This is a genomic window from Shinella sp. BE166 (assembly GCF_051201095.1).
GTDB lineage: Bacteria > Pseudomonadota > Alphaproteobacteria > Rhizobiales > Rhizobiaceae > Shinella > Shinella lacus.
Genome location: NZ_JBPEHL010000014.1, coordinates 17,887 through 42,274 on the forward strand (window position 1 = coordinate 17,887; position 24,388 = coordinate 42,274).

Annotated in this window: 21 protein-coding genes; 17 read left to right on the forward strand and 4 right to left on the reverse strand. The window is 64.2% G+C overall.

Annotation, left to right across the window (positions count from 1 at the left end; translation table 11 throughout):
* Positions 1-23 precede the first annotated feature (23 nt).
* On the reverse strand, positions 24-2,039 hold the full coding sequence (locus J2Y63_RS26500) for a methyl-accepting chemotaxis protein (RefSeq protein ID WP_435268529.1): 2,016 nt from the start codon (positions 2,037-2,039) through the stop codon (positions 24-26).
* A gap of 857 nt (positions 2,040-2,896) precedes the next feature.
* On the opposite strand from J2Y63_RS26500, the gene J2Y63_RS26505 reads away from it, so the two are divergent.
* Positions 2,897-3,796, forward strand: a complete 900-nt coding sequence (locus J2Y63_RS26505) for a LysR family transcriptional regulator (protein ID WP_435268530.1) — start codon at positions 2,897-2,899, stop codon at positions 3,794-3,796.
* Between the two features lie 12 nt (positions 3,797-3,808).
* Here the strand turns inward: J2Y63_RS26505 and J2Y63_RS26510 are convergent, their stop codons facing one another.
* Positions 3,809-4,510 (reverse strand): GntR family transcriptional regulator, encoded by a 702-nt coding sequence (locus tag J2Y63_RS26510; RefSeq protein ID WP_435268531.1) that lies wholly within the window; start codon positions 4,508-4,510, stop codon positions 3,809-3,811.
* A 280-nt stretch (positions 4,511-4,790) separates the two neighbouring features.
* Here J2Y63_RS26510 and J2Y63_RS26515 point away from each other — a divergent pair, with 280 nt between their 5' ends.
* Positions 4,791-6,284 carry an amidohydrolase family protein gene (locus tag J2Y63_RS26515; protein WP_435268532.1) on the forward strand — a complete coding sequence of 498 codons (1,494 nt, stop codon included), beginning with the start codon at positions 4,791-4,793 and terminating at the stop codon, positions 6,282-6,284.
* 3 nt (positions 6,285-6,287) lie between these two features.
* On the opposite strand, the gene J2Y63_RS26520 is transcribed toward J2Y63_RS26515, so the two are convergent.
* Positions 6,288-7,190 carry a LysR family transcriptional regulator gene (locus J2Y63_RS26520; RefSeq protein WP_435268533.1) on the reverse strand — a complete coding sequence of 301 codons (903 nt, stop codon included), beginning with the start codon at positions 7,188-7,190 and terminating at the stop codon, positions 6,288-6,290.
* A gap of 256 nt (positions 7,191-7,446) precedes the next feature.
* Between J2Y63_RS26520 and J2Y63_RS26525 the strand changes: the two genes are divergently transcribed.
* From J2Y63_RS26525 to J2Y63_RS26595, 15 genes are all read left to right on the forward strand, one after another.
* On the forward strand, positions 7,447-8,223 hold the full coding sequence (locus tag J2Y63_RS26525) for a 5-oxoprolinase subunit PxpA (RefSeq protein ID WP_256118394.1): 777 nt from the start codon (positions 7,447-7,449) through the stop codon (positions 8,221-8,223).
* Between the two features lie 20 nt (positions 8,224-8,243).
* Positions 8,244-8,486 (forward strand): acetyl-CoA carboxylase, encoded by a 243-nt coding sequence (locus tag J2Y63_RS26530; protein ID WP_256118395.1) that lies wholly within the window; start codon positions 8,244-8,246, stop codon positions 8,484-8,486.
* Positions 8,483-9,868, forward strand: a complete 1,386-nt coding sequence (locus J2Y63_RS26535) for an acetyl-CoA carboxylase biotin carboxylase subunit (RefSeq protein ID WP_435268534.1) — start codon at positions 8,483-8,485, stop codon at positions 9,866-9,868. Before J2Y63_RS26530 ends, J2Y63_RS26535 begins: the two co-directional genes overlap by 4 nt.
* The gene (locus J2Y63_RS26540; RefSeq protein WP_069062901.1) at positions 9,868-10,743 is read left to right on the forward strand and encodes a 5-oxoprolinase subunit B family protein; all 876 of its coding nucleotides are present in this window, start codon (positions 9,868-9,870) and stop codon (positions 10,741-10,743) included. Before J2Y63_RS26535 ends, J2Y63_RS26540 begins: the two co-directional genes overlap by 1 nt.
* Positions 10,733-11,704 (forward strand): biotin-dependent carboxyltransferase family protein, encoded by a 972-nt coding sequence (locus tag J2Y63_RS26545; protein WP_435268535.1) that lies wholly within the window; start codon positions 10,733-10,735, stop codon positions 11,702-11,704. The genes J2Y63_RS26540 and J2Y63_RS26545 overlap by 11 nt, the downstream gene beginning before the upstream one ends.
* Before the next feature lie 38 nt (positions 11,705-11,742).
* On the forward strand, positions 11,743-12,816 hold the full coding sequence (gene torT, locus J2Y63_RS26550; protein ID WP_435268536.1) for a TMAO reductase system periplasmic protein TorT: 1,074 nt from the start codon (positions 11,743-11,745) through the stop codon (positions 12,814-12,816).
* Between the two features lie 66 nt (positions 12,817-12,882).
* Entirely contained in the window at positions 12,883-14,400 is a 1,518-nt protein-coding gene (locus tag J2Y63_RS26555; RefSeq protein WP_435268537.1) for a sugar ABC transporter ATP-binding protein, read from the forward strand.
* On the forward strand, positions 14,397-15,434 hold the full coding sequence (locus tag J2Y63_RS26560) for an ABC transporter permease (protein ID WP_256118401.1): 1,038 nt from the start codon (positions 14,397-14,399) through the stop codon (positions 15,432-15,434). The genes J2Y63_RS26555 and J2Y63_RS26560 overlap by 4 nt, the downstream gene beginning before the upstream one ends.
* 136 nt (positions 15,435-15,570) lie before the next feature.
* The gene (locus J2Y63_RS26565) at positions 15,571-16,926 is read left to right on the forward strand and encodes an FAD/NAD(P)-binding protein (RefSeq protein WP_435268538.1); all 1,356 of its coding nucleotides are present in this window, start codon (positions 15,571-15,573) and stop codon (positions 16,924-16,926) included.
* Between the two features lie 64 nt (positions 16,927-16,990).
* Positions 16,991-17,476: an RrF2 family transcriptional regulator gene (locus J2Y63_RS26570; protein ID WP_435268644.1), complete on the forward strand. Its 486-nt coding sequence runs from the start codon at positions 16,991-16,993 to the stop codon at positions 17,474-17,476.
* A gap of 68 nt (positions 17,477-17,544) precedes the next feature.
* Positions 17,545-18,855, forward strand: coding sequence for an FAD/NAD(P)-binding protein (locus J2Y63_RS26575; protein ID WP_435268539.1), 1,311 nt, complete (start codon positions 17,545-17,547; stop codon positions 18,853-18,855).
* 239 nt (positions 18,856-19,094) lie between these two features.
* Positions 19,095-20,120, forward strand: coding sequence for a sulfate ABC transporter substrate-binding protein (locus J2Y63_RS26580; protein ID WP_435268540.1), 1,026 nt, complete (start codon positions 19,095-19,097; stop codon positions 20,118-20,120).
* A 5-nt stretch (positions 20,121-20,125) separates the two neighbouring features.
* A complete protein-coding gene (gene cysT, locus J2Y63_RS26585; RefSeq protein WP_435268541.1) occupies positions 20,126-20,989 on the forward strand; it encodes a sulfate ABC transporter permease subunit CysT in 864 nt (287 codons plus the stop codon).
* Positions 20,979-21,842 (forward strand): sulfate ABC transporter permease subunit CysW, encoded by an 864-nt coding sequence (gene cysW, locus J2Y63_RS26590; RefSeq protein ID WP_435268542.1) that lies wholly within the window; start codon positions 20,979-20,981, stop codon positions 21,840-21,842. The genes cysT and cysW overlap by 11 nt, the downstream gene beginning before the upstream one ends.
* A 16-nt stretch (positions 21,843-21,858) precedes the next feature.
* Positions 21,859-22,911 (forward strand): sulfate/molybdate ABC transporter ATP-binding protein, encoded by a 1,053-nt coding sequence (locus J2Y63_RS26595; protein WP_256118408.1) that lies wholly within the window; start codon positions 21,859-21,861, stop codon positions 22,909-22,911.
* Positions 22,912-22,958: 47 nt separating this feature from the next.
* Here J2Y63_RS26595 and J2Y63_RS26600 read toward each other — a convergent pair whose 3' ends face one another.
* Positions 22,959-24,356 (reverse strand): amidohydrolase family protein, encoded by a 1,398-nt coding sequence (locus J2Y63_RS26600; protein WP_435268543.1) that lies wholly within the window; start codon positions 24,354-24,356, stop codon positions 22,959-22,961.
* Positions 24,357-24,388 lie beyond the last annotated feature (32 nt).

The following is a 24,388-nucleotide window of genomic DNA, read 5'->3' on the forward strand; positions in this document are numbered from 1 at the left end:
TCATGCAGAGCGGGCTGTTATTTTCAGAACTCTTGCCAGTCCGCCTTGGTGTCGAGCGCCGCGTTGCCACTGAAGGCGGAGGCGACACGACGGCCCAGCGCGCGGGCAGGCGAAGCGACGGCCGCCTCGTTGCCGCGCGCCGCGCGGGTCGAATGCAGGGCGCCGCCTTCCAGCCTGAATTGGCTGACCAGTTCGCGCAGCCGGACGGCTTCGTTCGCGAGCGTATTGGAAGCCGCGTTCGACTGTTCGACCATCGCGGCATTCTGCTGCGTCGTCTGGTCCATCGCGTTGACCGCCGTGTTGACCTCGGCAAGCCCAACCGACTGTTCCTTGGCGGAGGTGGCGATCGATTCCATATGCGCATTGATCTCGACGATGAAGCCGCTGATGGTCTTCAGGGCCGAGCCCGCGTCGCGCACCAGTTTTACGCCGTTTTCGACTTCCGCCGACGAGTTGTGGATCAGGCCCTTGATCTCCTTGGCGGCCTGGGCGGAGCGCTGGGCGAGCTCGCGCACCTCCTGCGCCACGACGGCAAAGCCCTTGCCGGCCTCTCCCGCACGGGCCGCTTCCACGCCGGCGTTCAGCGCCAGCAGGTTCGTCTGGAAGGCGATCTCGTCGATGACGCCGATGATGTTGGAGATCTGCTGCGAGCTTTCCTCGATCTTGCGCATCGCCTCTTCCGCATGGGACACCACCTGCGCGGATTCGGCCGCCGAATGGTTGGCGCGGCCGGCGACGTTCTTCGCCTCCTCGGTGCGCTTGGAGGAATTGGCGACGTTGACGGTAATTTCGTCGAGGGCGGCAGCGGTCTCTTCCAGGGAAGCGGCCTGCTGCTCGGTGCGCTTGGAAAGATCGTCGGTGCCGGCAGCGATTTCGCGAGTGCCGGTATCGAGGTTCGAAATCGAGCCGGAGATTTCCGACAGCGTGGTGCCGAGCTGGGCGACGGACTGGTTGAAGTCTTGGCGCAGCGCTTCGAAATCCTGGGCGAAGGCCTCGTTGAGCTGGAAGGCGAGGTCGCCCGATGCGAGGCGTTTCAAGCCGGCCGCGAGGCCGGAGGTTGCGATGCGCAGCTGCTCCGTGGCGGCGGCCTCGGCTCTTTCCTGCATGGCGATGCGCTCGACTTCGGCGCGCTTGCGGGCTTCCTCCGCCTCCTGCTCCAGCCGCCGGTTGGCAATGGCGCCCTGGCGGAAGACTTCGAGCGCCTTGCCCATGTCGCCGATTTCGTCTTCGTTCTTGGCAAGGTCGATCTGCGTTTCCAGCTGGCCATCGGCAACCAGCGCCATCGAACTGGAAAGCCGGTACATGCCGCCGATGATGCGCTTGAAGGTGACGTAGCCGACTATGCCGAGCATCAGCGCCAGCGCACACATCGCGGTGGTCGTCATGGCCCAGTAGAACGAGGCGCGTGCGTTCGCCTCGTCGACCGCGGCTTGGGTGCGCTCTTCGAGCTTCACGAAGAAGGCATCGACCGGCTTCATGATCTCGGATTTGAAGCGGTGATAGTCCGGCGAGTTCAACATCTGCGTCGCCTTGCGCTGGGCATCCGGCCCGAGCGTCGCGACATTTTCGATGAGGTTCATCGCTTCGGTTTCGAGCTTGATCAGCGCGTCGGAGCGCTTGCCGGCTTCGTCCAGAAGCGCGAATTCCTCATCGGTGAAACCGGCCTGCTTCATCAGGTCGTGAATGGAAATGGAAGCCCCATCCGGGCGGGGCTTGGCCTCGCCACCCGCGACGAAGTCCCAGTAGATGCGATGGTAGTCGTTCGGCCGCGCGCGCGTGCCGTTCCGGATCTCGACGACGGCGTTATACTGCTCCTTGTAGGACGGGTCCGCGGTCTCGGCATAGGTCCTGACAAGGCGGGTCAGGTCGTCGGACGACTGGCGAAAGCCGTCGGCCAGAAGATAGGAGCGGTATTTCTGGTCGTAGGCGCTCGTCACATCGCTCGCCGCTCCGTCATAACCCCACAGGCTGCCGACAAGACCGGCGATGGCGACGCCCGTCGCCGAGGCGAGGATGATGAATTGGGTCTTGATTCTCATGATGGACATTTCCTGACGTGGACATGTCTCTTCCGCCGCGCCGAACTCATTTCTGCCGTCATGAAGTCATGCCGCACATGAGTGCAATTGCCCGACGACATCGTCGGAGCGCGTACAGGATGTAGTGTAGAATGGTTAGAAATTCGATAATTTTTCGAGTTTTCAAGCGGAAAAGCAGTATTCTTTCGCGATGCACCTTGGAGGTGTATTTGTTTAGTAAGGAAATTTACAGTTATTTTTTCCTGTTATTGCAATCTGAAGTTTTCACAAGGAAATTTATACGAATAAATCAGGAAGTAATTCTTTAAAGTATAAACCTAAACTGCAATATTATGAGTCAGAACGTAATTATATTTATGCATCGGCACGAAAAATGCTGAAGATACGCAAAACATAATTCCGTCCGCGGGTTCTCTGTCCTTGCTTCAGCGCGGAAAAATGCGTCGGCGGGCCTCGCTTTTCCGGTCGTCGGCGAGCCCGTTGCCAAGCTTATGTCACGTCCGTGACAGCTTTTTCTGAGTCGTCCTGCCCATTTTGCTGGCTGCCCCGGATGCCGACCGGGTCTTTGAACCCAAAAAAGCTCTGATCCGACCCCGGCTATCCGGAATCTGCACAACGCACGGGTGCGAAATGACTGATTTGTGACAGCTATTCACCGTGATGAGGAGAATTCACGGTTCCATCCCTCTCGTGCGGTGAATTGCGCTCTATCTGTGCGTTTGCGTAGGTACTCTTGAACGGGATTCTAATTTATCAATTTAAGAGGGAAGGCTGTGGCCGGCTGGCTCAGATGAGATGGCAGGTGCCTTCCCACGCCCAACGCGACCCGGAACGCCAAGGGATGAGGTGATGTAAGAATGCAATGTAATATCAGGGCCTTACAGGTGTTCGAATGCGTGTTTCGCCACCGTTCCATTGCCAAGGCGGCCGATGAGCTGGCGATTACCCGCAGCGCGATCAGCCATCAGTTGCGCTATCTGCGCACCCAGATCGGCGAGGACCTGATCGAAAAGACCGGCCGCGACCTGTCCTTTACAGAGCGCGGCACCAAGCTTGCAAAGTCCTTGTCCTTCGCCTTCGCCCAGATCGAGCATTCCATCCAGAAGAGCATCAGCGAGACGACGCCGGCGCTTCGCGTGGCGGTGTGCACGTCCTTCGGCTCCGGCTGGCTGATCCCCCGGGTGAAACTCTATGCGCATGCCGCCGACTGTCGCATGCAGATCAAGCTGCAGGCCTACCAGCCGGATCTCAGCGACGCGATCGCCGACATCTTCTTCACGACCACGCCGATCAAGGACGGGTTCTGGAGCGTGAAGCTATTGCCCGAGGATCTGGTTGCCGTGGGCACGGGCGAGCAGATCCCGCCCGATCGCAAGCGCGGTTATGCGCTCATCACGACGGAGGTCGAGGAGCGCGGTTTCATGGCGGACTGGCAGGGTTATCTCGAACTCGTCGACCGCAAGGACTTGTTGGACAATGCCGCCGTGCTCGGCGCGAGCCATTATCTCTTCGCCGTGGAAATGGCCGAGCAAGGCCTCGGCATCGCGCTGGTGCCGCATTTCCTGGCCGAGCAGCGGGTTTCGGAGGGCGGGCTCCAGGTTTGGAACGACGCGCGCATGCCGTCGGGCCGCGCCTATTATCTCAACGTCAAACACGCCCGCCGCAACGAGCCCGATATCCGCAACTTCGTCAACTGGGTGCGGCGCATGGTCGTCGATGCGCCGGCTGAACGCTTGAGCATGCCGAACGGCGCCTGAACGGCGAGCCGGTCAGGCGAGGCCTTCCGCTGCCGCATAGGCAGTGAGCACGTCCTTGATGTTGCGGTCGTCTTCGCGCGGCAGCAGCGCGCGCGTGGTGATCGAATCGAGATGGTGGGCCATCAGCTTCGAGGCGTCCTCGGCCTTGCCGGCGATCAGGCTGTCGAGCAGCTCCTGGTGCTCAGAAACGGCGCAGTCCGAGGAATGCGGCCGGCCGTAGAGCGCCAGGATCAGCGAACTGCGCGCGACGAGCTCGTTCACATAGCGGATGAGGCTGGCATTGTTGGTCATCTGTGCCAGCATCGTGTGGAACTCGCCGGCGAGCCGGATCGAGGTGGCATGTTCCTTTTCGGCATCTTCCGCCGCGATATGGGCGGCGAGGATGTCGATCTGCTCCTTGGTGAGCTTGCCGGCGAGCGTCTCGACGACGAGGCGCTCCAGCGCCATGCGCGTCAAAAACAGGTTGCGGCCTTCTTCCAGTGTCGGCCGTGCCACCGTCGCGCCCTTGTTGGGGCGCAGGTCGACAAGGCCTTCTTCGCTGAGCCGCACCAGCGCCTCACGCACGAGGGTGCGGCTGACGCCGAGCCGTTCGCCGATCGAATCCTCGGGCAGCTTCGAGCCGGGCGAGAGCGCCTGGTCGAGGATGGCGCGCTTCAGCGCACGATGAACGGCCTGCGAGCGACCGCGGCCCTGATCGTCAACTTTCTTCGCCATGCGGCAGTCTCCATAGTCATAAAATATATCGCGCAAATTGCACACAAAGGCCGATTCTGTCCACCGGTTCGCGCGCCGCGCGCGGGATCGTATGGGGCCGAAGACCAGCCTCCGGCGCATATTTCTTCTCGCCAATGGCGACGCCTCGTTACCCTCGAAGAAATGCGGCTTGCTTCGCGAAGATATGCATACAATAATTGCATCCCATGGATTAAAGCCATTGCATGCGGGCCCCGACAGCGGAAATGGCACCGAAGGCTAGAAGGATGGAACGAGCATCATGACGACACTTCCCGCATCCGGCCGCATCGACGGCCCGGTTCTCCTCACCGCCCGCTGGGTCGTCGGCCACCGGGACGGCCGCCACGTCATCTTCGATGATGGCGTCGTGGTCTTCGAAGGCGACACGGTCGTCTTTGTCGGGCATAATTATCCCGGCAAAGTGGCGACGCGCATCGACTATGGCAATGCCATCCTCTCGCCCGGCTTCATCGATCTCGACGCGCTGTCCGACCTCGACACGACGGTGCTCGCCTTCGACAACCAGCCGTCCTGGAAGAAGGGCCGGGTCTGGCCGAAGAGCTACATGGACCGCGCCTACGAGATGTACACGCAGGAAGAACTGGCCTTCCAGAAGCGCTATGCCTTCGCCCAGCTTATCCGCAACGGCGTCACCACCGCGCTGCCGATCGCCTCGCTGTTCTACCGCGAATGGGGTGAAACGGATGCCGAATTCTCCGCTGCCGCCGATGCGGCGCACGAACTGGGCCTCCGCGTCTATCTCGGCCCGGCCTATCGCACCGGCAACAGCTATGTCGACGAGAACGGTAAGATCGCCTTCCACTACGACGAGGAGCGCGGTTTCCAGAGCTTTGCCGCCTCGCTCGCCTTCGCCGAGCGCATCGAGGCTGAGGCCTCGCCGCTGGTGCGCGCGATGCTGGCGCCCGACCGTATCGAGACCTGCACGCCGGAGCTGCTGCGCCGCACGGCAGATGCCGGCCGCGACCTCGATATTCCGATCCGCCAGCATTGCTGCCAGTCGGAGCTCGAATTCGACCGCATCACCAGCGCCTACGGCATGACGCCGCTGGAATGGCTGGAATCGCTCGGCGTGCTCAACGAGCGCATGCTGCTGCCGCATGGTGAACTCGTCGCCGGCACGCGCAATGTCGACCGCGCCGGCCGCGACCTCGATATCCTGAAGAATGCCGGTGCGACGCTGGTGCATTGCCCGATCGTCTCGGCCCGCCACGCCGGCTTCATGGATAGTTTTTCGAAATTCCGCGCCATGGGCGTGCGCATCGGCCTCGGCACGGATACCTGGCCGAGCGACTTCATCCAGAACATGCAGGTCGGCATCCTGCTGTCGCGTGTCATGGACGGCTCGATCGACGGCGTGCGTTCGGAACACTATTTCGACGCCGGCACGCTGGGCGGCGCGGATGCGCTGCGGCGGCCCGATCTCGGCCGGCTCCAGCCCGGCGCCAGGGCGGATATCATCGTCATCGACATGGGCCATGATCGCATCGGCCATGTCATCGATCCGATCCAGACGCTGATGATGTCGGGCTCCGGTCGCGACGTGACCCATGTCATCATCGATGGCCGCTTCGTCATGGTCGACGGTAAGATCCCGGGCTTCGACGCCAAGGCGGAGCAGGAGAGGGCGCAGCGCCAGTTCGATGGCCTCGTCGCGCGTTATCCCGAGCGCACCTACGGCCATCCGCCGGTCGAGGAGATCTTCTCGTCCAGCTATCCGCGCGTTCGCCGCTAAGTTTTACCGCTCCGGCAGGTGGAAGGCCTGCTGGAAATAGGAGCGGAAGGCGAGCATCGGCGGGGAGAGTTCCATGTTGCGGCGCCAGGCGAGGCCGACATCCATCGCCGGCACCGGATCGCTGATATTGACCGTCTCGATGCGCCGGCCCTCCAGCGACCAGGGCCGGTGCACCATGTCGGACAGGATCGCCACCCCCTGGCCGTTGGCGACGAGCGAACGCGTCGCCTCGACGGAGGAGGTGCGCAGGATGACGCGCGGCTGGTAGGGCGTGGCGCTCCAGTATTTCAGCGCCGAATGCGCCGCTTCGTCCACCGTCAGCATGATGTAGGGTTCTTCCGCGATCTCGCGCAGTCCCACCGTCTCGGCCTGTAGCAGGGGATGCTGCGCCGGAAGCCAGAGGCGGCGCGTCGAGCTCAGTACCTTTTCCGTGATCAGCGCCGGATTGAGGATGTTGGAAGTGAGCAGCACCGACATGTCGTAGCGGTTGCTCAAGAGCCCTTCCTCGATCGACTCGCGATTGAGCTCGAAAAGCTGGATTTCCAGCTTCGGGAACAGCCGGCGCAGCCGCTCGATATGCAGCGGCAGGAAATAGCCGATGACGGTATAGGTCGCGGCAACGGTCAGCGTGCCCTCGATCTCGCTGCTGACGACGTTCAAGTGCGTCGCCTCGTCGACCTTCTTCAGGATCTCATAGGCATGCGACAGGAACTGCCGACCGGCCGACGTCAGGTCCATGCCATGCGGCGTGCGCAGGAATAGGCTGACGCCGACGGTGCGCTCCAGCTCCTTGATTGCCGTGGTCACCGCGGACTGGGAAATCGACAGGTCGACGGCGGCCTGCGAGATCTGGCCGAGCTCGGCGGTCGCGACAAAGTAGCGGATCTGTCTGAGGCTGATCGTCAAGGCTGTGCGCCCCTATCTGGTTTCTCGCGAAGCGGTATCAAAAAATCAGAACAGGCGATATCGAAATGGGCACTAAGCAGCTCTATCCTGGGCATTCATTGTCTATCCATCTGTTTTATCTTGTTTTTGCAGCGCAATAAAAATGGGCATCGTGTTCTGATTATCAGAATTGATATATGTGAAAATAGAATTTTTCAAATGAAGATAGATGGCCTAGCGTTTCCTCGTCCGACAAAAGCATGTGAGGGAAGAGACATTGCGTGAGGTAGTCGACATCAACTGCGACATGGGCGAGGCCTTCGGCCGCTGGCGCGTCGGTGATACCGATGATGCATCCCTCATGCCGCTGATCAGCTCGGCCAATATCGCCGCCGGCTTCCATGCCGGCGATCCGAGCCTGATGGACCAGACCGTCCGGCTTGCCACCCAGCATGGCGTCGGCATCGGCGCCCATCCGGGCTACAACGATCTCCAGGGTTTCGGCCGCCGCAAGATCGCCGGCACCGCCAAGGAACTGGTCAACGACATGGTCTACCAGGTCGGCGCCATCAAGGAATTTGCCCACCGCCACAGCGCCCGTCTCCAGCATGTCAAGCCGCACGGCGCGCTCTACATGGAACTGGCGGTCAATCCGGAACTGTCGCAGATCTTCGTGCAATACATGCGCACCGTGGAGCCGAACGCCTACATTTTCTGCATGGGCGGCTCCGCTACCTGGCGCGCGGCGATGGAGGTCGGCCAGCCGGTCGTGCGCGAATTCTACGCCGACCGCGACTATGACGACAGCGGCTCCATCGTCTTCACCCGCGATGCCGGCCGGCCGGATCCCGCGGCCATCGCCCGCAAGGTCGTGCGCGCCTGCAAGGAAGGCAAGGTCAAGACCGTCAAGGGCAACGACATCGCCATCGACTTCGAATCCATCTGCTTCCATTCCGACACGCTCGGCGCGCTCGACATCGTGCGCCAGATGCGCGAGGCGCTCGTGGCCGAAGGCATTCGCATAACGCCCGTCTCCGATGTGGCTGGGCACTAACATCTTAAGTGGAGAGAGACATGAGCAAGATCGAGATCAGATCGCCCCTGCCGGGCACCTTCTACCGGGCCTCCTCGCCGGATGTGCCACCGTTCAAGGCGGATGGCGCCAGCGTGGCGAGCGGCGATGCGATCGGGCTCATCGAGGTCATGAAGACCTTCCAGGAAGTGCCGGCCGGCGTCGACGGCAAGAACATCACCTTCCTCGTCGACAATGAAGAGCCGGTCATGGCCGGCCAGGTCATCGCCGAGGTGGAGGCATGACGATCCGCTCGCTCCTCGTTGCCAACCGCGGCGAGATCGCGGTGCGCATCATCAAGGCGGCGAAGGCGCTCGGCATTCGCACCGTACAGGTCCACAGCGCCGCGGATGCCGACATGCTGGCGGTGAAGCTCGCCGATGCGGCCGTCGATATCGGCTCGCCGGCGCCGAAGAAATCCTATCTCAACATCGAGGCGGTGGTGAACGCTGCCAAGGCGGCCGGCGTCGATGCCGTGCATCCGGGCTACGGCTTCCTGTCGGAAAACGCCGATTTCGCCGATGCGGTGGAAGCTGCCGGGCTGATCTTCATCGGTCCCAAGGGTGATGCGATCCGCCTGCTCGGCGACAAGGTCGCGGCCCGCGACGTTGCTGCCAAGGCCGGTGTTCCCACCGTTCCGGGCAGCGCAGGACGCCTTGCAACGATCGAGGAAGCCCGGGCCGTGGCGGCGAAGACCGGTTTCCCGATCATGATCAAGGCGGCGGCAGGCGGCGGCGGTCGCGGTATCCGCATCGCCGCCGACCTCGCCGACCTGGAACGCCATTTTCCGCAGGCCTCCGCCGAAGCATTGGCTTCGTTCGGCGATGGCGGCCTCTATCTGGAGAAGGTCATCACCAAGGCGCGCCATGTCGAGGTGCAGATCCTCGGCGACGGGCAGAATTTCATCCATTGTTTTGAGCGGGAATGCTCGTTGCAGCGCCGCCGCCAGAAGGTCTGGGAAGAGGCTCCGTCCTTCCTGCTGCCGGCCGATGTGCGCACCCGGCTTTGCGACAGCGCCGTGGCGCTTGCCCGCGAGGTCGGCTACCGCGGCGCCGGAACCGTCGAATATCTCTACGACGAGGTGACGAACGCGTTCTATTTCATCGAGGTCAACACCCGCATCCAGGTCGAGCATCCGGTCACCGAGATGATCACCGGCATCGACCTCGTGGAAGAGATGATCCGCATTGCCGGCGGCGCGCCGCTGTCGATCCGCCAGGAGGATGTGCAGGCCGAAGGCCATGCCATCGAGTGCCGTATCAATGCGGAAGATCCGGCCAAGGGTTTTTTGCCGGCGCCGGGCACCATCACCAAACTCGTCGTGCCGGAGGGCGAGGGCATCCGCTTCGATACGATGCTCTACGAAGGCTACACGATCCCGCCCTTCTACGATTCGCTGGTCGGCAAGCTGATCGTCTGGGCCGAGACGCGCGATGCCTGCCTCAAGAAGTTGAAGGGCGCGCTGGAAGGCCTGACGATCGAGGGCATCAAGACGACGGTGCCGCTGCATCTGGCACTTGCCGAGGATGACAGCGTCCGGCGTGGCGCCTTCGACACCCGCTTCCTCGAAACATGGCTTGAAACCGAATTCGCCGCGAAAGCCGGCGCGACTGCGGAGGTTGCCTGATGAGCATCAGATACACATTCGGGGGCGATGAGCACCTCTTCGTCGAATGCAGCGAGGACATGTCGCTCGAAGCCTTCTTCAAGAGCCTCTCCATGGCGAAGGGCGTGCGCGAAAGCGGCATCAAGGGTGTGACGGAAATCTGCCCGGCCAATGCCTCGTTCCAGATCAAGTTCAACCCGGACATCATCCATCCCGACGACATCCTGAAGGAAGTGAAGTCGATCGAGGGTGCGGCCGCCAAGGCCGAGCCGGTGCTGAAGACCCGCATCGTCGAAATCCCCGTCTTCTACAACGATCCCTGGACGCACGAGACGCTGATGCGCTTCCGCGAGCGCCACCAGGACCCGACGGGCACCGACCTCGACTATGCCGCCCGCATCAACGACTACGGCTCGGTCGACGATTTCGTCGGCGCCCATTCCGGTTCGCCCTGGTTCGTGTCGATGGTCGGCTTCGTCGCGGGTCTGCCCTTCATGTACCAGATGGTCGAGCGCCAGCGGCAGATCCAGGTGCCGAAGTACCTGCGCCCGCGCACGGACACGCCAAAACTCACGGTCGGCCATGGCGGCTGCTTCGGCTGCATCTATTCGGTGCGCGGTGCCGGCGGCTACCAGATGTTCGGCATCACGCCGATGCCGATCTTCGATCCCACCCAGACGACCAGTTATCTCCGCGATTTCATGGTGTTCTTCCGCCCCGGCGACATCGTGAAGTTCAAGCCGATCGACCGCGATGCCTATGACCAGGCGGTCGAGGATGTCGACAAGGGCCGCTTCGCCCCGCCGATCCGCGAGGTGAGCTTCGACCTCCGGGAATTCCAGAAGGATATCGACGGCACAAACGCCAAGCTGGAGGGCATGCTCTATGGCCATTAAGGTTCTCCACCACGGTCTCGCGACCACCGTCCAGGATCTCGGCCGCCCCGGCTATTTCCACCTCGGCATCCCCGTTGGCGGCGCGATGGACCGCTATGCGATGCGCGCTGCAAACCTTCTTGTCGGCAATGACGAGGGTGCCGCCGGCCTTGAAGCCGTCTTCATCGGCCCGAAGCTCGAATTCACCGAGGACGCGCTCGTCGCCATCACCGGCGCCGACATGCCGGCCAAGGTGGATGGCGTCGCCCAACCCGGCTGGACCGCCATCAAGGTCAAGGCCGGCCAGACGCTGACCTTCGACTTCCTGAAATCCGGCGCCCGCATCTGCATTGCCGTCTCCGGCGGCATCGACGTGCCGGAAGCGCTTGGCAGCCGCTCGACCTATCCGATCGGCGCCCTCGGCGGCTTCAAGGGCCGGCCGATTGCCGCGGGTGACGAACTGCCGGTCGGCAAGGGCAGCCTTGCCAACGAAGGCAAGACGGTTGCCGAGGACCTGCGCCGCAAACCCGGTATGCCGGCGGAACTGCGCGTGCTGCCCGGCCTCTACTGGCACCGCGTTACCGAGGAATCGCAGGAAAACTTCTTTGCCGACGAATGGAAGGTGGCGAACGAGGCCGACCGCATGGGTTATCGCTTCAAGGGCGGCCGCAAGCTCGATTTCGTCGAGCGCGAACAGCCCTTCGGCGCCGGCTCCGACCCGTCGAACATCGTCGACAGCTGCTACCCCTATGGCTCCATCCAGGTGCCGGGCGGCACGGAACCGATCATCCTGCACCGGGATGCCGTCTCCGGCGGCGGCTATTTCATGGTCGGCACGGTCATCTCGGCCGACATGGACCTGATCGGCCAGCTCCAGCCGCACACGCCCACCCGCTTCGTCAAGGTGGCGATGGAAGAAGCGCTCGCCGCCCGCAAGGACCGCGCGGCACTTCTGGAGAGGCTGCGCGCGACCTTCAACTGACACCAAACGCATTCATCAAAACAAGAGAGGGAACGATAATGAATAAGCTCGTCAGAACTGCACTCGCCACCACGGCCCTGGCCTTCGCGCTCAACGGCGCGGCCATGGCCGAGACCTGGTACCCCTATGACGCCCAGGCGATCGAACCGCCCTTTGCCGCCGATGGCAAGCCGGTCGACGTGAAATACGAACCGCTCGCCAAGGCGGAAAAGCCCTGGAACATCTGCGTTTCCTTCCCGCATATGAAGGATGCCTACTGGCTCGGCGTCGATTACGGTGTCGCCGAACAGGCGAAGGACCTCGGCGTCAAGATGAACCTCGTCGATGCCGGCGGCTATACCGAACTCGCCAAGCAGATCAGCCAGATCGAGGATTGCGTCGCCGGCGGCGCGCAGGCCGTGGTGATCGGCGCCATCTCGTTCGATGGCCTCAACAACCTCGTCTCGGAAGTCACTAAGAAGGGCATCCCGGTCATCGACGTCATCAACGGCATTTCCTCGCCGGACGTGACGGCCAAGTCGCTCGTCTCCTTCTACACGATGGGCCACGAGACCGGCGCCTACCTCGCCAAGAAGCACCCGGCGGGCAGCGATCCGGTCAAGGTCGGCTGGTTCCCCGGCCCGGCCGGTGCGGGCTGGGTGGAAGCCGCCAACAAGGGCTTCATGGAAGCCGTTGCCGGCTCCGCCGTGCAGGTGCTTGATCCGAAATTCGGCGATACCGGCAAGGAAGCCCAGCTGAAGCTGGTCGAGGACGTGCTGCAGGCAGAGCCCGACGTGCGCTACATCGCCGGCACGGCGGTGACGGCGGAAGCCGCCCAGGGCCTCATCCGCGAACGCGGACTCAAGGGCCAGGTCGAGCTTCTCGCCTTCTATATGACGCCCGGCGTCTACGAGGGCATCAAGCGCGGCTTCATCCTCGCGGCCCCCGCCGATTCCATGGTCATCCAGGGCCGTATCGCCATCGACCAGGCGGTGCGCGCGCTGGAAGGCAAGGAACTCACCAAGCATGTCGGCCCGAAGATCTTCGTCGTCGATCCGTCGAATGTCGAGACCGTGCCGCAGACCAACATCCTGCCGCCGGACGGCTTCAAGCCGGTCTTCGGCGTGAACTAACTGAACCCAAGACGGCCGCATGCGGCCCCGGCATTCGCCGGGGTCGCCATAGGAGAGGGGACGAGGGTGACCGGTTCCGCGATGCCGCTCGTCGAGATGACGGGCATTACCAAGACATTTCCCGGGGTGAAGGCGCTCGACGGCGTTTCCTTCACGCTGATGCCGGGCGAGGTGCATGTGCTGTTCGGCGAGAACGGTGCCGGCAAGTCGACGCTGATTTCCATCCTGTCCGGCGTCTATCCGCAGACCGCGGGCACGCTGGTGCTGAGTGGCGACGCGGTGTCCTTCGCCTCGGTGGGGGACGCCAAGAAGAACGGCGTCGCCGCCGTCTTCCAGGAATTCTCGCTTGTGCCGACCATGAGCGTGGCGGAAAACATCTATCTCGGCAGCGAGCCGAAGCGTGGCCCCTTTACCGACAAGGGCGCCATGCGCCGCGGCGCCGAAAAGCTCTTCGCCGATCTCGGCTTCCCGATCGATGTACGCCGCTCCGTCGTCAGCCTCTCGCGCGCCGAGCAGCAGATGACGGAGATCGCCAAGGCGATCCATTCCGAGGCCCGCATCCTCATCCTCGACGAGCCGACCGCCTCCTTGACCGAACGCGAGACGGAAACGCTGTTCCGCATCGTGCGCGAGGCGAAGGCCCGCGGCGTCGGCATCGTCTATATTTCCCACCGCATCCAGGAATTCTCGCAGATCGCCGACCGTATCACCGTGCTGCGCGACGGCAAGCTGATCGGCACGGTCGGTGCCGATGCGCTGTCTCCCAAGGCGCTGGTCGAGATGATGACCGGCCGCGCCATCGACGAAATCTATCCGACCATCGCCCGCAAGCCGGATGGCGACGTGCTGCTGTCGATCCGCGGCCTGAAAGCCTGGGGTGTCGGCGGCGTGGATATCGATGTGCGGGCAGGCGAGGTGCTTGGCGTGGCTGGCCTCGTCGGCAGCGGCAAGTCGCGCACCTGGCGGGCTGCCGTCGGGCTGCTGCCGATCAAGGCCGGCACCGTGACGCTGAAGGGCAGGGACGTCACCCATGCGCCGACCCGCCGCTTCGTCGGCGACGGCGTCTTCTACCTGCCGCCGGACCGCAAGTCCGAAGGGCTGATGCTCTCGGCAACGACGCGCCGCAACATCGATCTCGGCGCCCTCGAACGCGGCGAAGCGTCCGGCTTCCTCGGCGCGCTCTCGCCGGCAAAGTTGCACACCATCACCGACGGCATCGCCCGGCGTGTCGATATTCCCGAAAACTACATGGGCCGCGCCATCTCGACGCTGTCGGGCGGTAACCAGCAGAAGGCGCTGTTCGGCAAGGGTTTCGGCCGCGACTACGACCTCTACATTTTCGACGAACCGACCGTCGGCGTCGATATGGGCACGCGTGCCGCGCTCTACCGGCTCATCAAGGAACTCGCGGAGGCCGGCAAGGCCGTCGTGGTCATCTCCTCGGATCTGCCCGAAGCCATGAACCTCGCCCACCGCCTCGTCGTCTTCTCGGCCGGCCGCATCTCGGCGGAGCTGGAAGGCGACGCCATCAACGAGGAAACCATCCTCGCCTCCTTCTTCTCCCATGAAAGGCCAGACGCATGAACACCAGCGCCCAACCGGTGGCGGAGACACAGGCTTCGGCCGGCTCGCCGATCCTCGCCTTCCTGCGTACCGTCTTCGTGCGCGCCGGCGTCCTGCCGTTCTTCCTCGTCGCCGCCCTCATCATCTTCACGCTCGCCTCGACGCAGTTCCTGTCGGTGCAGAACCTGACGAACGTCGCGCGCCAATCGGTCTATCTCATCCTCGTGTCGCTCGGGCAGATGCTGGTGCTCATCACCGGCGGCTTCGACCTGTCCGTCGGCACGGCAATCGCGCTGACCTCCGTCGTTTCGGCGACAGCGATGGTCGCGGCGTCCGGCATGTTCCCGGATGCCGTCTGGCTGGTCATCGCGCTGGGTCTTGCCGCGGGCTTCGGCTCGGCGCTCCTGATCGGCACGCTCAACAGCATCGGCATTGCCGGCTTCAGCGTCTCGCCCTTCATCATGACGCTCGGCGTTCAGTCGGTCGGTGCCGGCATCGCGCTGTTCATCACCGGCGGCGTGCCGGTTTCGGGCCTGCCCTATGAGTTCGGCGAATTCTTCGGCTTCGGCCGCATTTTTGGCGTGCCCGTGCCGGTGCTCGTCGCGCTGCTGGCTATCGCCGCCATGTGGATCCTGATGAACCGCACCCGCACCGGCGCGCAGATCTATGCCGTCGGCGGCAATATCAAGGCGGCGCATCTGTCCGGCATCAATACCCGCCGCACGCTGTTCATCGCCTATGTCGTCTGCGCGCTGCTCGCTTCGCTGGCCGGCATCCTGCTGACGGCGCGCGTCGAAAGCGGCGAGACCAATCTCGGCGGCACCATCGCGCTCGAATCGATCGCCGCCTGCGTCATCGCCGGCGTGTCCCTGCGCGGCGGCATCGGGCGGGTGGAAAGCGTCGTGCTCGGCGCTTTCTTCATCGTGCTGGTGCAGAACGGCATGAACATCATGCAGATCGGCTCCTACATGCAGATGGTTCTGCTCGGCAGCTTGCTCGTGCTCGCCGTGGTCATCGACCAGTTACGCTACCGCATGCTGGTTGGCAGCCGCTAAAAAGGGGGTGGGAACTTCACGGAACCCGCTCCACGCCTGCATCGTTTCCCTTGCGGATTTTGGCCGATAATAGTCTATAGATTTACTGGATAAATCTGATTAGACTGCCTGCCACGGTCTTCGCAGGAGGGAATGCATGACGCTCAAAACGGATGTGGCCGTCATCGGCTCCGGCCTTTCGGCCGTTGCGCTGACACTCAACCTCATCGACCAGCTGCCGCCGACGGCAAAGGTCAGCCTGGTCGGGAAAACCGCTGCGCAGGGCAGGGGCATCGCTTATGCCACCAAGGCGGAGTGCCACCTCCTGAACGTGCCGGCCGGCCGCATGAGCCTCTTCGCGGATCGTCCGAATCACTTCCTCTCCTGGCTGGCCGAAGAGGGCTATCCCTGGTCGGCGGACGATTTCGTGCCGCGCCGGATCTACGGCAACTACGTCCGCGACTCCCTCGATGCCGCGCTGAAGCGCACCGGCAATCGCGCGGCCCTCACCCTTGTCGACGCAGAAGCGCTCAGCGCCGAAGCGGAGCAGGATGGCGGGCTGTGTTTCGCGCTGTCGGATGGCACGCGTCTTTCCGCGCGCGCCTCGGCGCTGTGTACGGGTGCGGGCACGCGCCGCCTGCCTTTGCCGGAAGAGGCGCTGTCGCCCGCGGTGCGCGGGTCCGTCGTGCACGATCCCTGGGCCGATGCCTGGTGGGAGCGCCTGCCCGCGGATGCGGACGTGCTGTTCGTCGGCACCGGCCTCACCACCGTCGACCAGTTGCTGCTTTTGAAGCGCCGTGGTTTCCGCGGCACCCTCCATGCCGTGTCGCGGCATGGCCTCCTGCCGCAGGCGCACCTCGCGCACCGCGCCGATCCCGTGGAGACCGTGCTTGTCCCGGGCGAAAGCGAAATCAGCGCCATGCTCGCGGCGCTGCGCGCCCAGGCCACCGCCGCGCCGGACTGGCGGGCCGTCATGGATGGCCTGCGCCACACGACGCATGAATTCTGGCAGGCCCTGAGCGAGGCGCAGCGCAGCCGCTTCCTGCGCCATGCCGCCTCCTTCTGGAATGTCCATCGCCACCGCATGGCGCCCGCCGTTGCGCAGGAGATCGACGACCTTCGCCGCTCCGGCCAGCTCGTCATCCACCGCGGACGGCTGGAGGCGCTACGCCGGGAAGACGGCCGGCTGGCCGTCGATCTGCGCGGGCGCGCGTCGGTGACGGCCGACCTCGTGGTCAACTGCACCGGGCTGGACCGATGTACGGTCAGCGCCTCGCCCCTGCTGAAGAGCCTCTCGGAAAAGGGCCTCGTGCGGGCCGATCCGCACGGCCTCGGCATCGCCGTCGACGACGAGGACAGCGTTCTTGCCGCCGATGACACCAGCAACGCGCGTTTCTTCGCGCTCGGGCCGCTCACTGCCGGCCGCCATTGGGAGATCACCGCGGTTCCCGATATCCGCGTCCAGGCCCGCGCGGTTGCCACCCGCATCGGCGCATTGGTCGCGGCCGGATGAGCAGGCGGCGCCGGCGCCAGGAATGGCAAGCCGGTTCCGCGCCTGCAACGCGTGGCACCCCGCCATGATCGCACAGAAATCCAAATATGCCCTGCGCGCGCTCCTGGCGCTCGCCCGGGCCGGTCCCGGCGAAACCGTGCAGATCGGCACGATCGCGGCGCGTGAGGCGATCCCCAAAAAATTCCTCGAACAGATCCTGCTCGACCTCAAACATGCCGGCCTCGTGGTGAGCCGGCGCGGCCAGCACGGCGGCTACCGGCTGCTGCGGCGCCCGGAGGATATCGCTTTCGGCGAGGTGCTGCGCATCCTGGAGGGTCCGTTCGTGCCGCTCGCCTGCCTTGCCAATGATGGCGACCAGCGCTGCGCCGATTGCCGCGACGACCGCTTCTGCGCGGTGCGCCGGGTCTTCGCCAAGGTCGCCGCCGCTTCCGGCGAAATCCTCGACGGCACAACGCTGGCGGATTTCCTTCATGAGCCCCCGGAAACCGCCGCCGGCACGCCGGATTCGCCCGGCAGTAAGCGGGCTTCCATTATTCTACTAAAAAGGTAGAAAATTATATCGAGCCGCGCTATCATGGTGGTCTGGCTTCTCGTTCACCGTGAGGGAAAGGACAGGGCATGTTCTTCGATAGGGCCGTGAGGGAAGAGGGGGCTTCGTCGGTGCCGGCGGTGCGCATTGCGGTCATCGGCGCCGGGCCGTCGGGTCTTGCCACGACGATCGCGCTGATGCGGCGGGTTCATCGCCCCTTCGAGGCCTGGTTGATCGATGCCGAGGATGCGCCGGGCGCTTTCGGTGATGGTCCTGCGGGCAAGGCGCTGACCACGGAGCCGGCCCGCGACCTCTCCGTCCTGCCGGATCGCCCGGATGATTTCGCCGAGTGGCTGAAGGGTAGCCTGCTTGCGGGTGGCGCCGTTGCCGCGCTGCGCGGGCCGCAGGATCTGCACGTACCCCGCGCGGTCTTCCGCGATTATGTGATGGCCCGCTTCGGCGAGGCGCTGAGCCTGCGCCGCGACGTGCGCATCCGCACCTTCCGCGGCGCGGTGCGCCATATCGGCGTGGCCGGAACAGGCCTGCGCGTCGCCTTCCGCGATGGCGAGAGCGCCGAATTCGATCATGTCGTCGTCGCCACCGGTTTCGGCATCGCCGAGCGCGAGGCCGCTTCTTGGCGGGGTGCGGAAGCCGCCACCGAGCGGCTGTCGCAGCAGGCAGACCCGTCGCCGCTGACGCTGGTCGGCAACGGCCCGCGCCTTGCCGCCATCCTCCTCGACCTGCGGGCGCGCGGTTTTGCCGGCGAGATTCACGTCGCCGCCGCCTCCGGCCGCCTGCCGCAGCCGCATGGCCGCGGCCATGAGGGCATGGCCTTCGGCGAACCGCCGGCCACCCGCTCGCTGAAGGATGCCTTCCGCTATATTCGCAACGAGTGTAGCGCCGCGGAGGCGCGCGACGGCGGCCAGTGGCAGACCGTCGTCGATGCAGCCTCCGCCCGGCTGTCCGTCGTCTGGCGCAACCTCCCCCAGGCCGAGCGCAACCACTATCGCCGTCATCTCCTGCGCCTGCACCGGCACTTCTCCGTCCGCATCGCCCGTGATGTGCACCGCCGCCTCGGCGCGGAGTTCGAGACCGGCCGCACCCGCTTCGTGCCGCCCTGCGATCCCAGATCCGCCGACGAGAACACCATCGATTGCCGCGAGATGCCGTCCGCCCGCGCGCTCGCCGGGCTCATCGGCCGCGATGCCGCGACGCTGACGGTCGACGATTGCGGCCGCCTGCTCAGCCATGGCGAGGCGCTGTGCGGGCTGTCGGTGGTCGGCGCCATCGCCTCCAGCCTGCGCCCCGGCCCGTTCACCTTCGCCGAAACCGTGCGGCAGACCTACCGGGCCGTGCTCGACATCGCGCCGCAGGGGCTTGCCCGCGTCTCGCACCGCTGAAGCCTACCTGCTGAAAAAAGTTTGGGCGGCGCGGCAAAAACAGCGGTTTTCCGCGGATGCATTTTGCGTGGTCATCGGCATCGTGGGATGAACCGTTCGCCTGCGGCGGGACTCCGCAGGTCTTCCATTGCGCCTTTACGGCTCGTTTGGAACCCGTTTTGCGAGTTGCCGGGGCGTTGTTGACTAACTCTACTAATTCACTAGGGTTTATGAGGGATAACGATCCAGGAGGTTGGAGAATGTCGATATTGGCTAAACGATTTGGGGCTCTCGTGGTGGGTGTCGGGCTTGTGCTCGGGGGGGTGACGGGAGCGTTTGCACAGACGACGCTGCTCAACGTCTCCTATGACCCGACGCGCGAACTCTACAAGGAATATAACGAGGCCTTCGCAAAACATTGGAAGGCTGAGACCGGCGAAGACGTGACGGTGCAGCAGTCGCATGGCGGCTCCGGCAAGCAGGCGCGTTCGGTGATCGACGGACTGGAAGCGGACGTGGTAACGCTGGCGCTCGAAAGCGACATCAACGCCATCGTCGAAAAGACCGGCAAGATCAACAAGGATTGGCGCGGCCGTCTGCCGAACAATTCCTCGCCCTACACCTCGACCATCGTCTTCCTGGTTCGCAAGGGCAATCCGAAGGGCATCCATAACTGGGGCGACCTGGTGAAGGGCGACGTGCAGATCGTCACCCCGAACCCGAAGACCTCGGGCGGTGCCCGCTGGAACTACCTTGCAGCCTGGGCCTGGGCGAACCAGGAATACGGCGGCGACCAGGACAAGATCAAGGCTTACATCGCCGAACTCTTCAAGCGCGCGCCGGTTCTCGACACGGGTGCACGCGGTTCGCTGACCACCTTTGCACAGCGCCAGATCGGCGACGTGCTGCTCGCCTGGGAAAACGAGGCCTATCTGGCCGGTGCCGAGTTCGGCGCGGATGCCTTCGACATCGTCGCTCCACCGATCTCGATCCTCGCAGAGCCGCCGGTCGCCGTGGTTGACGGCAATGTCGATGCCAAGGGCTCGCGCAAGCAGGCCGAAGCCTACCTCACATATCTTTACTCGGAGGAAGGCCAGAACATTGCGGCGAAACACTTCTACCGTCCGTCGAAGCGCGAATTGGTGAAGCCTGAGTTGCTGCAACAGCTTCCGGACATTAAGCTGGTGACGATCGACGATCCGATCTTCGGCGGCTGGGTGAAGGCACAGCCCGAGCATTTCGGTGACGGCGGCGTGTTCGACCAGATCTACAAGCCGGGGAACTAAGTCCTTTGACGACATCTGCTGCTGCTTCGGTGCGGTGGCGCGTGAGACAGCCGAGTGTCATTCCGGGTTTCGGACTGACGCTCGGCTTTTCGCTCGCTTATCTGACCCTCATCATCCTTATCCCGCTCGCCGGCCTCGTCTGGCGCTCCGCCTCGCTTTCCGGGGCGGAGTTTTTGGCTATCCTCACCGATCAGCGCACGATCAACGCGCTGGAAGTGTCCTTCGGCACGGCCTTCATCGCGGCGCTCGTCAATGTGGTCTTCGGCGTCATCGTCGCCTGGGTCATCGTGCGCTACGAATTCCCCGGCCGGCGCATCGTTGACGCGGTGGTGGACCTGCCCTTCGCGCTGCCGACGGCGGTGGCGGGCATCGCGCTTGCCGCGCTCTATGCGCCGAACGGCTGGGTCGGCCAGGTGCTGAACGTCTTCGGCATCAAGGCGGCCTTCAACCCGACCGGCATCGTCATCGCGCTCGTCTTCATCGGCCTGCCCTTCGTGGTGCGCACGGTGCAGCCGATCATGGAAGAGATCGACCGCGAGGTGGAGGAGGCGGCCGCCACACTTGGCGCCAACCGTTTCCAGACCGTCTACCGCGTGCTGCTGCCCGGCCTGTCTCCCGCGATCCTGACGGGCTTCGCGCTCGCCTTCGCTCGCGGTGTGGGCGAATATGGCTCGGTCATCTTCATCGCCGGCAACATTCCCTATGTGTCCGAGATCGCGCCGCTCCTCATCGTCATCCGGCTGGAGGAGTTCAACTATGGTGCGGCGACGGCCATCGCCACCATCATGCTGAGCATGTCCTTCGCCATGCTGCTCGTCATCAACCTCATCCAGGCCTGGAGCCGCAGGAGGTACGGTCATGGCGCCTAATCCATCCCGCCGCCTGCGCTCGCCGACGACGGAAGCGCCCTTCGCCCGCTACGCGCTGATGACCGCTGCCTTCCTGTTCCTGGCGCTCTTCCTGCTGCTGCCGCTTGCCGCCGTCTTCATCGAGGCCTTCCGCAAGGGGCCGGGCGAATTCTTCGCCTCGATGAACGACCCGGATACGCTGGCCGCCATCCGGCTGACGCTGCTCGTCGCCGTCATCGCCGTGCCGCTCAACCTCGTCTTCGGCGTGGCAGCGGCCTGGGCGATCGCCAAGTTCGAGTTCAAGGGCAAGGCCTTCCTCACCACGCTGATCGACCTGCCGTTCTCGGTCTCGCCGGTCATTTCCGGCCTCGTCTACGTGCTGTTGTTCGGCGCGGGCAGCGTGCTCGGGCCGTGGTTGAAGAGCCATGGCATCGAGGTGCTCTTTGCCGTGCCCGGCATCGTGCTCGCCACCGTCTTCGTCACCTTCCCCTTCGTCGCGCGCGAGCTGATCCCGCTGATGCAGGAGCAGGGCACGGGCGACGAGGAGGCGGCACTGTCGCTCGGCGCGTCGGGCTGGCAGACCTTCTGGTATGTGACGCTGCCCAATATCAAATGGGGCCTGCTCTACGGCGTGCTGCTCTGTAATGCGCGCGCCATGGGCGAGTTCGGCGCGGTTTCGGTGGTGTCGGGCCATATCCGTGGTCTCACCAACACCATGCCGCTGCATGTCGAGATCCTCTACAACGAGTATAATTTCGTCGCCGCCTTCGCGGTGGCGTCGCTGCTCGCGGCACTCGCCCTCGTCACGCTCGTCGTCAAGACGGTCCTTGAACTTCACTACGGCGCGGAAATCGCTGCCGGCCGCAAGCATTGAAAGGCTAAAGCCCTCCATGGACGTCAGGGTTTCCAACATCCGCAAGGAATTCGACCGCTACCCGGCACTGAACGATGTCTCGCTCGACATCCGTTCCGGCGAACTGATCGCGCTGCTCGGCCCCTCCGGCTCCGGCAAGACGACGCTGCTCCGCCTCATCGCCGGCCTCGAACAGCCCACCCTCGGGAAGATCTTCTTCGGCAACGAGGACGCCTCGCACCGCACGGTGCAGGAGCGCCATGTCGGCTTCGTCTTCCAGCACTACGCGCTGTTCCGCCACATGACGGTCGCCGATAACATCGCCTTCGGCCTGACCGTGCGCCCGCGCGGTGAACGCCCGCCCAAGACGGAAATTCGTCGCCGGGTCAGCGATCTTCTCGACATGGTGCAGCTCTCCGGTCTCGAAAAGCGCTATCCCAACCAGCTCTCCGGCGGCCAGCGCCAGCGCGTGGCGCTCGCCCGCGCCATGGCGATCGAGCCGAAGGTTTTGCTGCTCGACGAGCCGTTCGGCGCGCTTGACGCCAAGGTGCGCAAGGAACTGCGCCGCTGGCTGCGCGAATTCCACGACCGCACCGGCCACACCACCGTCTTTGTCACGCATGACCAGGAAGAAGCCCTCGAACTCGCCGACCGCGTGGTGGTGATGAGCCAGGGCCAGATCGAGCAGGTCGGCTCGTCCGACGATGTCTACGACCGGCCGAACTCGCCCTTCGTCTTCTCCTTCATCGGCGATAGCGCCAGCCTGCCGGTCACCGTCGCGGACAATGCCGTGCGCTTCCAGGACGAGCCGATCGGCATCGCCCCGAAGGCGAACGACATCCAGAGCGGCAGCGGCACGCTGTTCTTCCGCCCGCAGGACGTCACCCTCGTCACCGACCCGGCGACACCGGCGCTGGAAGGCCGCGTCGCTACCTCCCGTCGCCTTGCCGGCACCCGCATCGCCGACCTCGACATCTCCAGGCAGGGTGAATCCCACCATGTCGAGATCGAAATTCCCCTTGATGCCCAGGCTGCGACCGGAACCATCATCCGCTTCAAGCCGACACGCTGGAAACTCTTCGCCGAATAACAAAAAGGCCGGCTTCAAGCCGGCCTTTTTGCATTCAGTGCTGGCGATTAGGCCTTGCCGACGCCGCCCGCGACCAGCCGCCCCTTGTGGAACGTCGCGCTGCGGGGCACCACGCGGGCGACCGCTTCTGCCGAGCAGCTAGCGGCGACAAGCGTGAAGCCCGCCTCGTCGCCGGCCTTCGGCCAGGCGCGGTTGCCGTCATTGTCGAGCGGCAGGATGCCACCGGTGGAAATGGCGAGCGAACGCGACAGGTGGAACTCGTCCGAGCCGCGATAGAGCTGGGCATAGAGATAGGCCTTTTCCAGCATGTCGCCGCTGCCGAAGGGCGACCAGTGGTCGATGACGCTGTCGGTGCCGGTCATCACGAAGACGCCGGCCTTGGAAAGCTGCGGCAGCGGCATCATCAGCCCGCCGATCGGCACGGTGGAGGCGATCGTCATGCCGTTTGCCGCCAGCCGCGCGGCGGTCTCCTCCAGCTGTTCGGGTGTCAGCGTCGTCAGTGCGAAGGCATGGCTGATCGTCACCTTGCCCTTCAGTGCCGGGTTTTTCTCCACCGTATCGATCATGTAGTTGACGGCCGCCACGCCGGCTGGGCTCGTCTCATGCAGGTGGATGTCCACGCCCTTGCCGGTGTCGAGCGCGATCTGGAACATCGCATCGAGCGACTTTTCCATGGCGCTGTCGACATTGGTCGGGTCGAGGCCGCCGACATACTCCACGCCCATCTGCATGGCTTCGCGCATCAGCCCGTCGACCTTGGAATGCAGGAGGCCGTGCTGCGGAAAGGCGACGATCTCGCAGACGAAGTCGTCCTTGTGTTTCTCCAGCGCCAGCTTCAGGTGTTCCAGGCTCTTCAGCCCGCTCACCGGATCGATGTTGCAGTGGCTGCGCGCGATCGTGCTGCCCTTGGACTGCAGGAGCGCGATCAGCCCCTCGGCGCGCTCGACGGAGGTCGGCAGCAATTGCGGCAGCAGCTTTTCCTCCAGCGCTATCATGTCCATGATCGTCTTGCCCTGGCGCGGGCGCGGCGCCTGCCAGGGGCCGCCGTAGAAGGTCTTGTCGAGGTGGATGTGCATGTCGTGCATGGTGGGGAGCGCAAGCTGGCCGTTCGCCTGGTAGGTCGGCAGGCCCGTCGGCAGCGTCGCGCCGGCACCATACAGCGCGGCGATCTTGCCGTCCTTGATTTCCAGCGTATGAAGCGCCGTGCGGGTGGCGATGACGACATCGCCGTCCCGCTCGAAACCCTCTTCGAGGCGCACGTCGGCGAGCAGGTAATGGCTGTCTTTCACGGCGCTCACGGCGTTCTCCGGGGCACAATCGGTCGTCTGCGCCGCGGCCTTGCGGCTCATGCCGCCGGTCAATCCGGCGACGGCGGCGGCGGTGGTGAACTGGCCGGTGCGGCTCAGAAAAGCCCTGCGGCTCTGCGATATGGCATGTTGCAACATCGTCTCCTGGTCAAGCATGGAAGGGATGACGC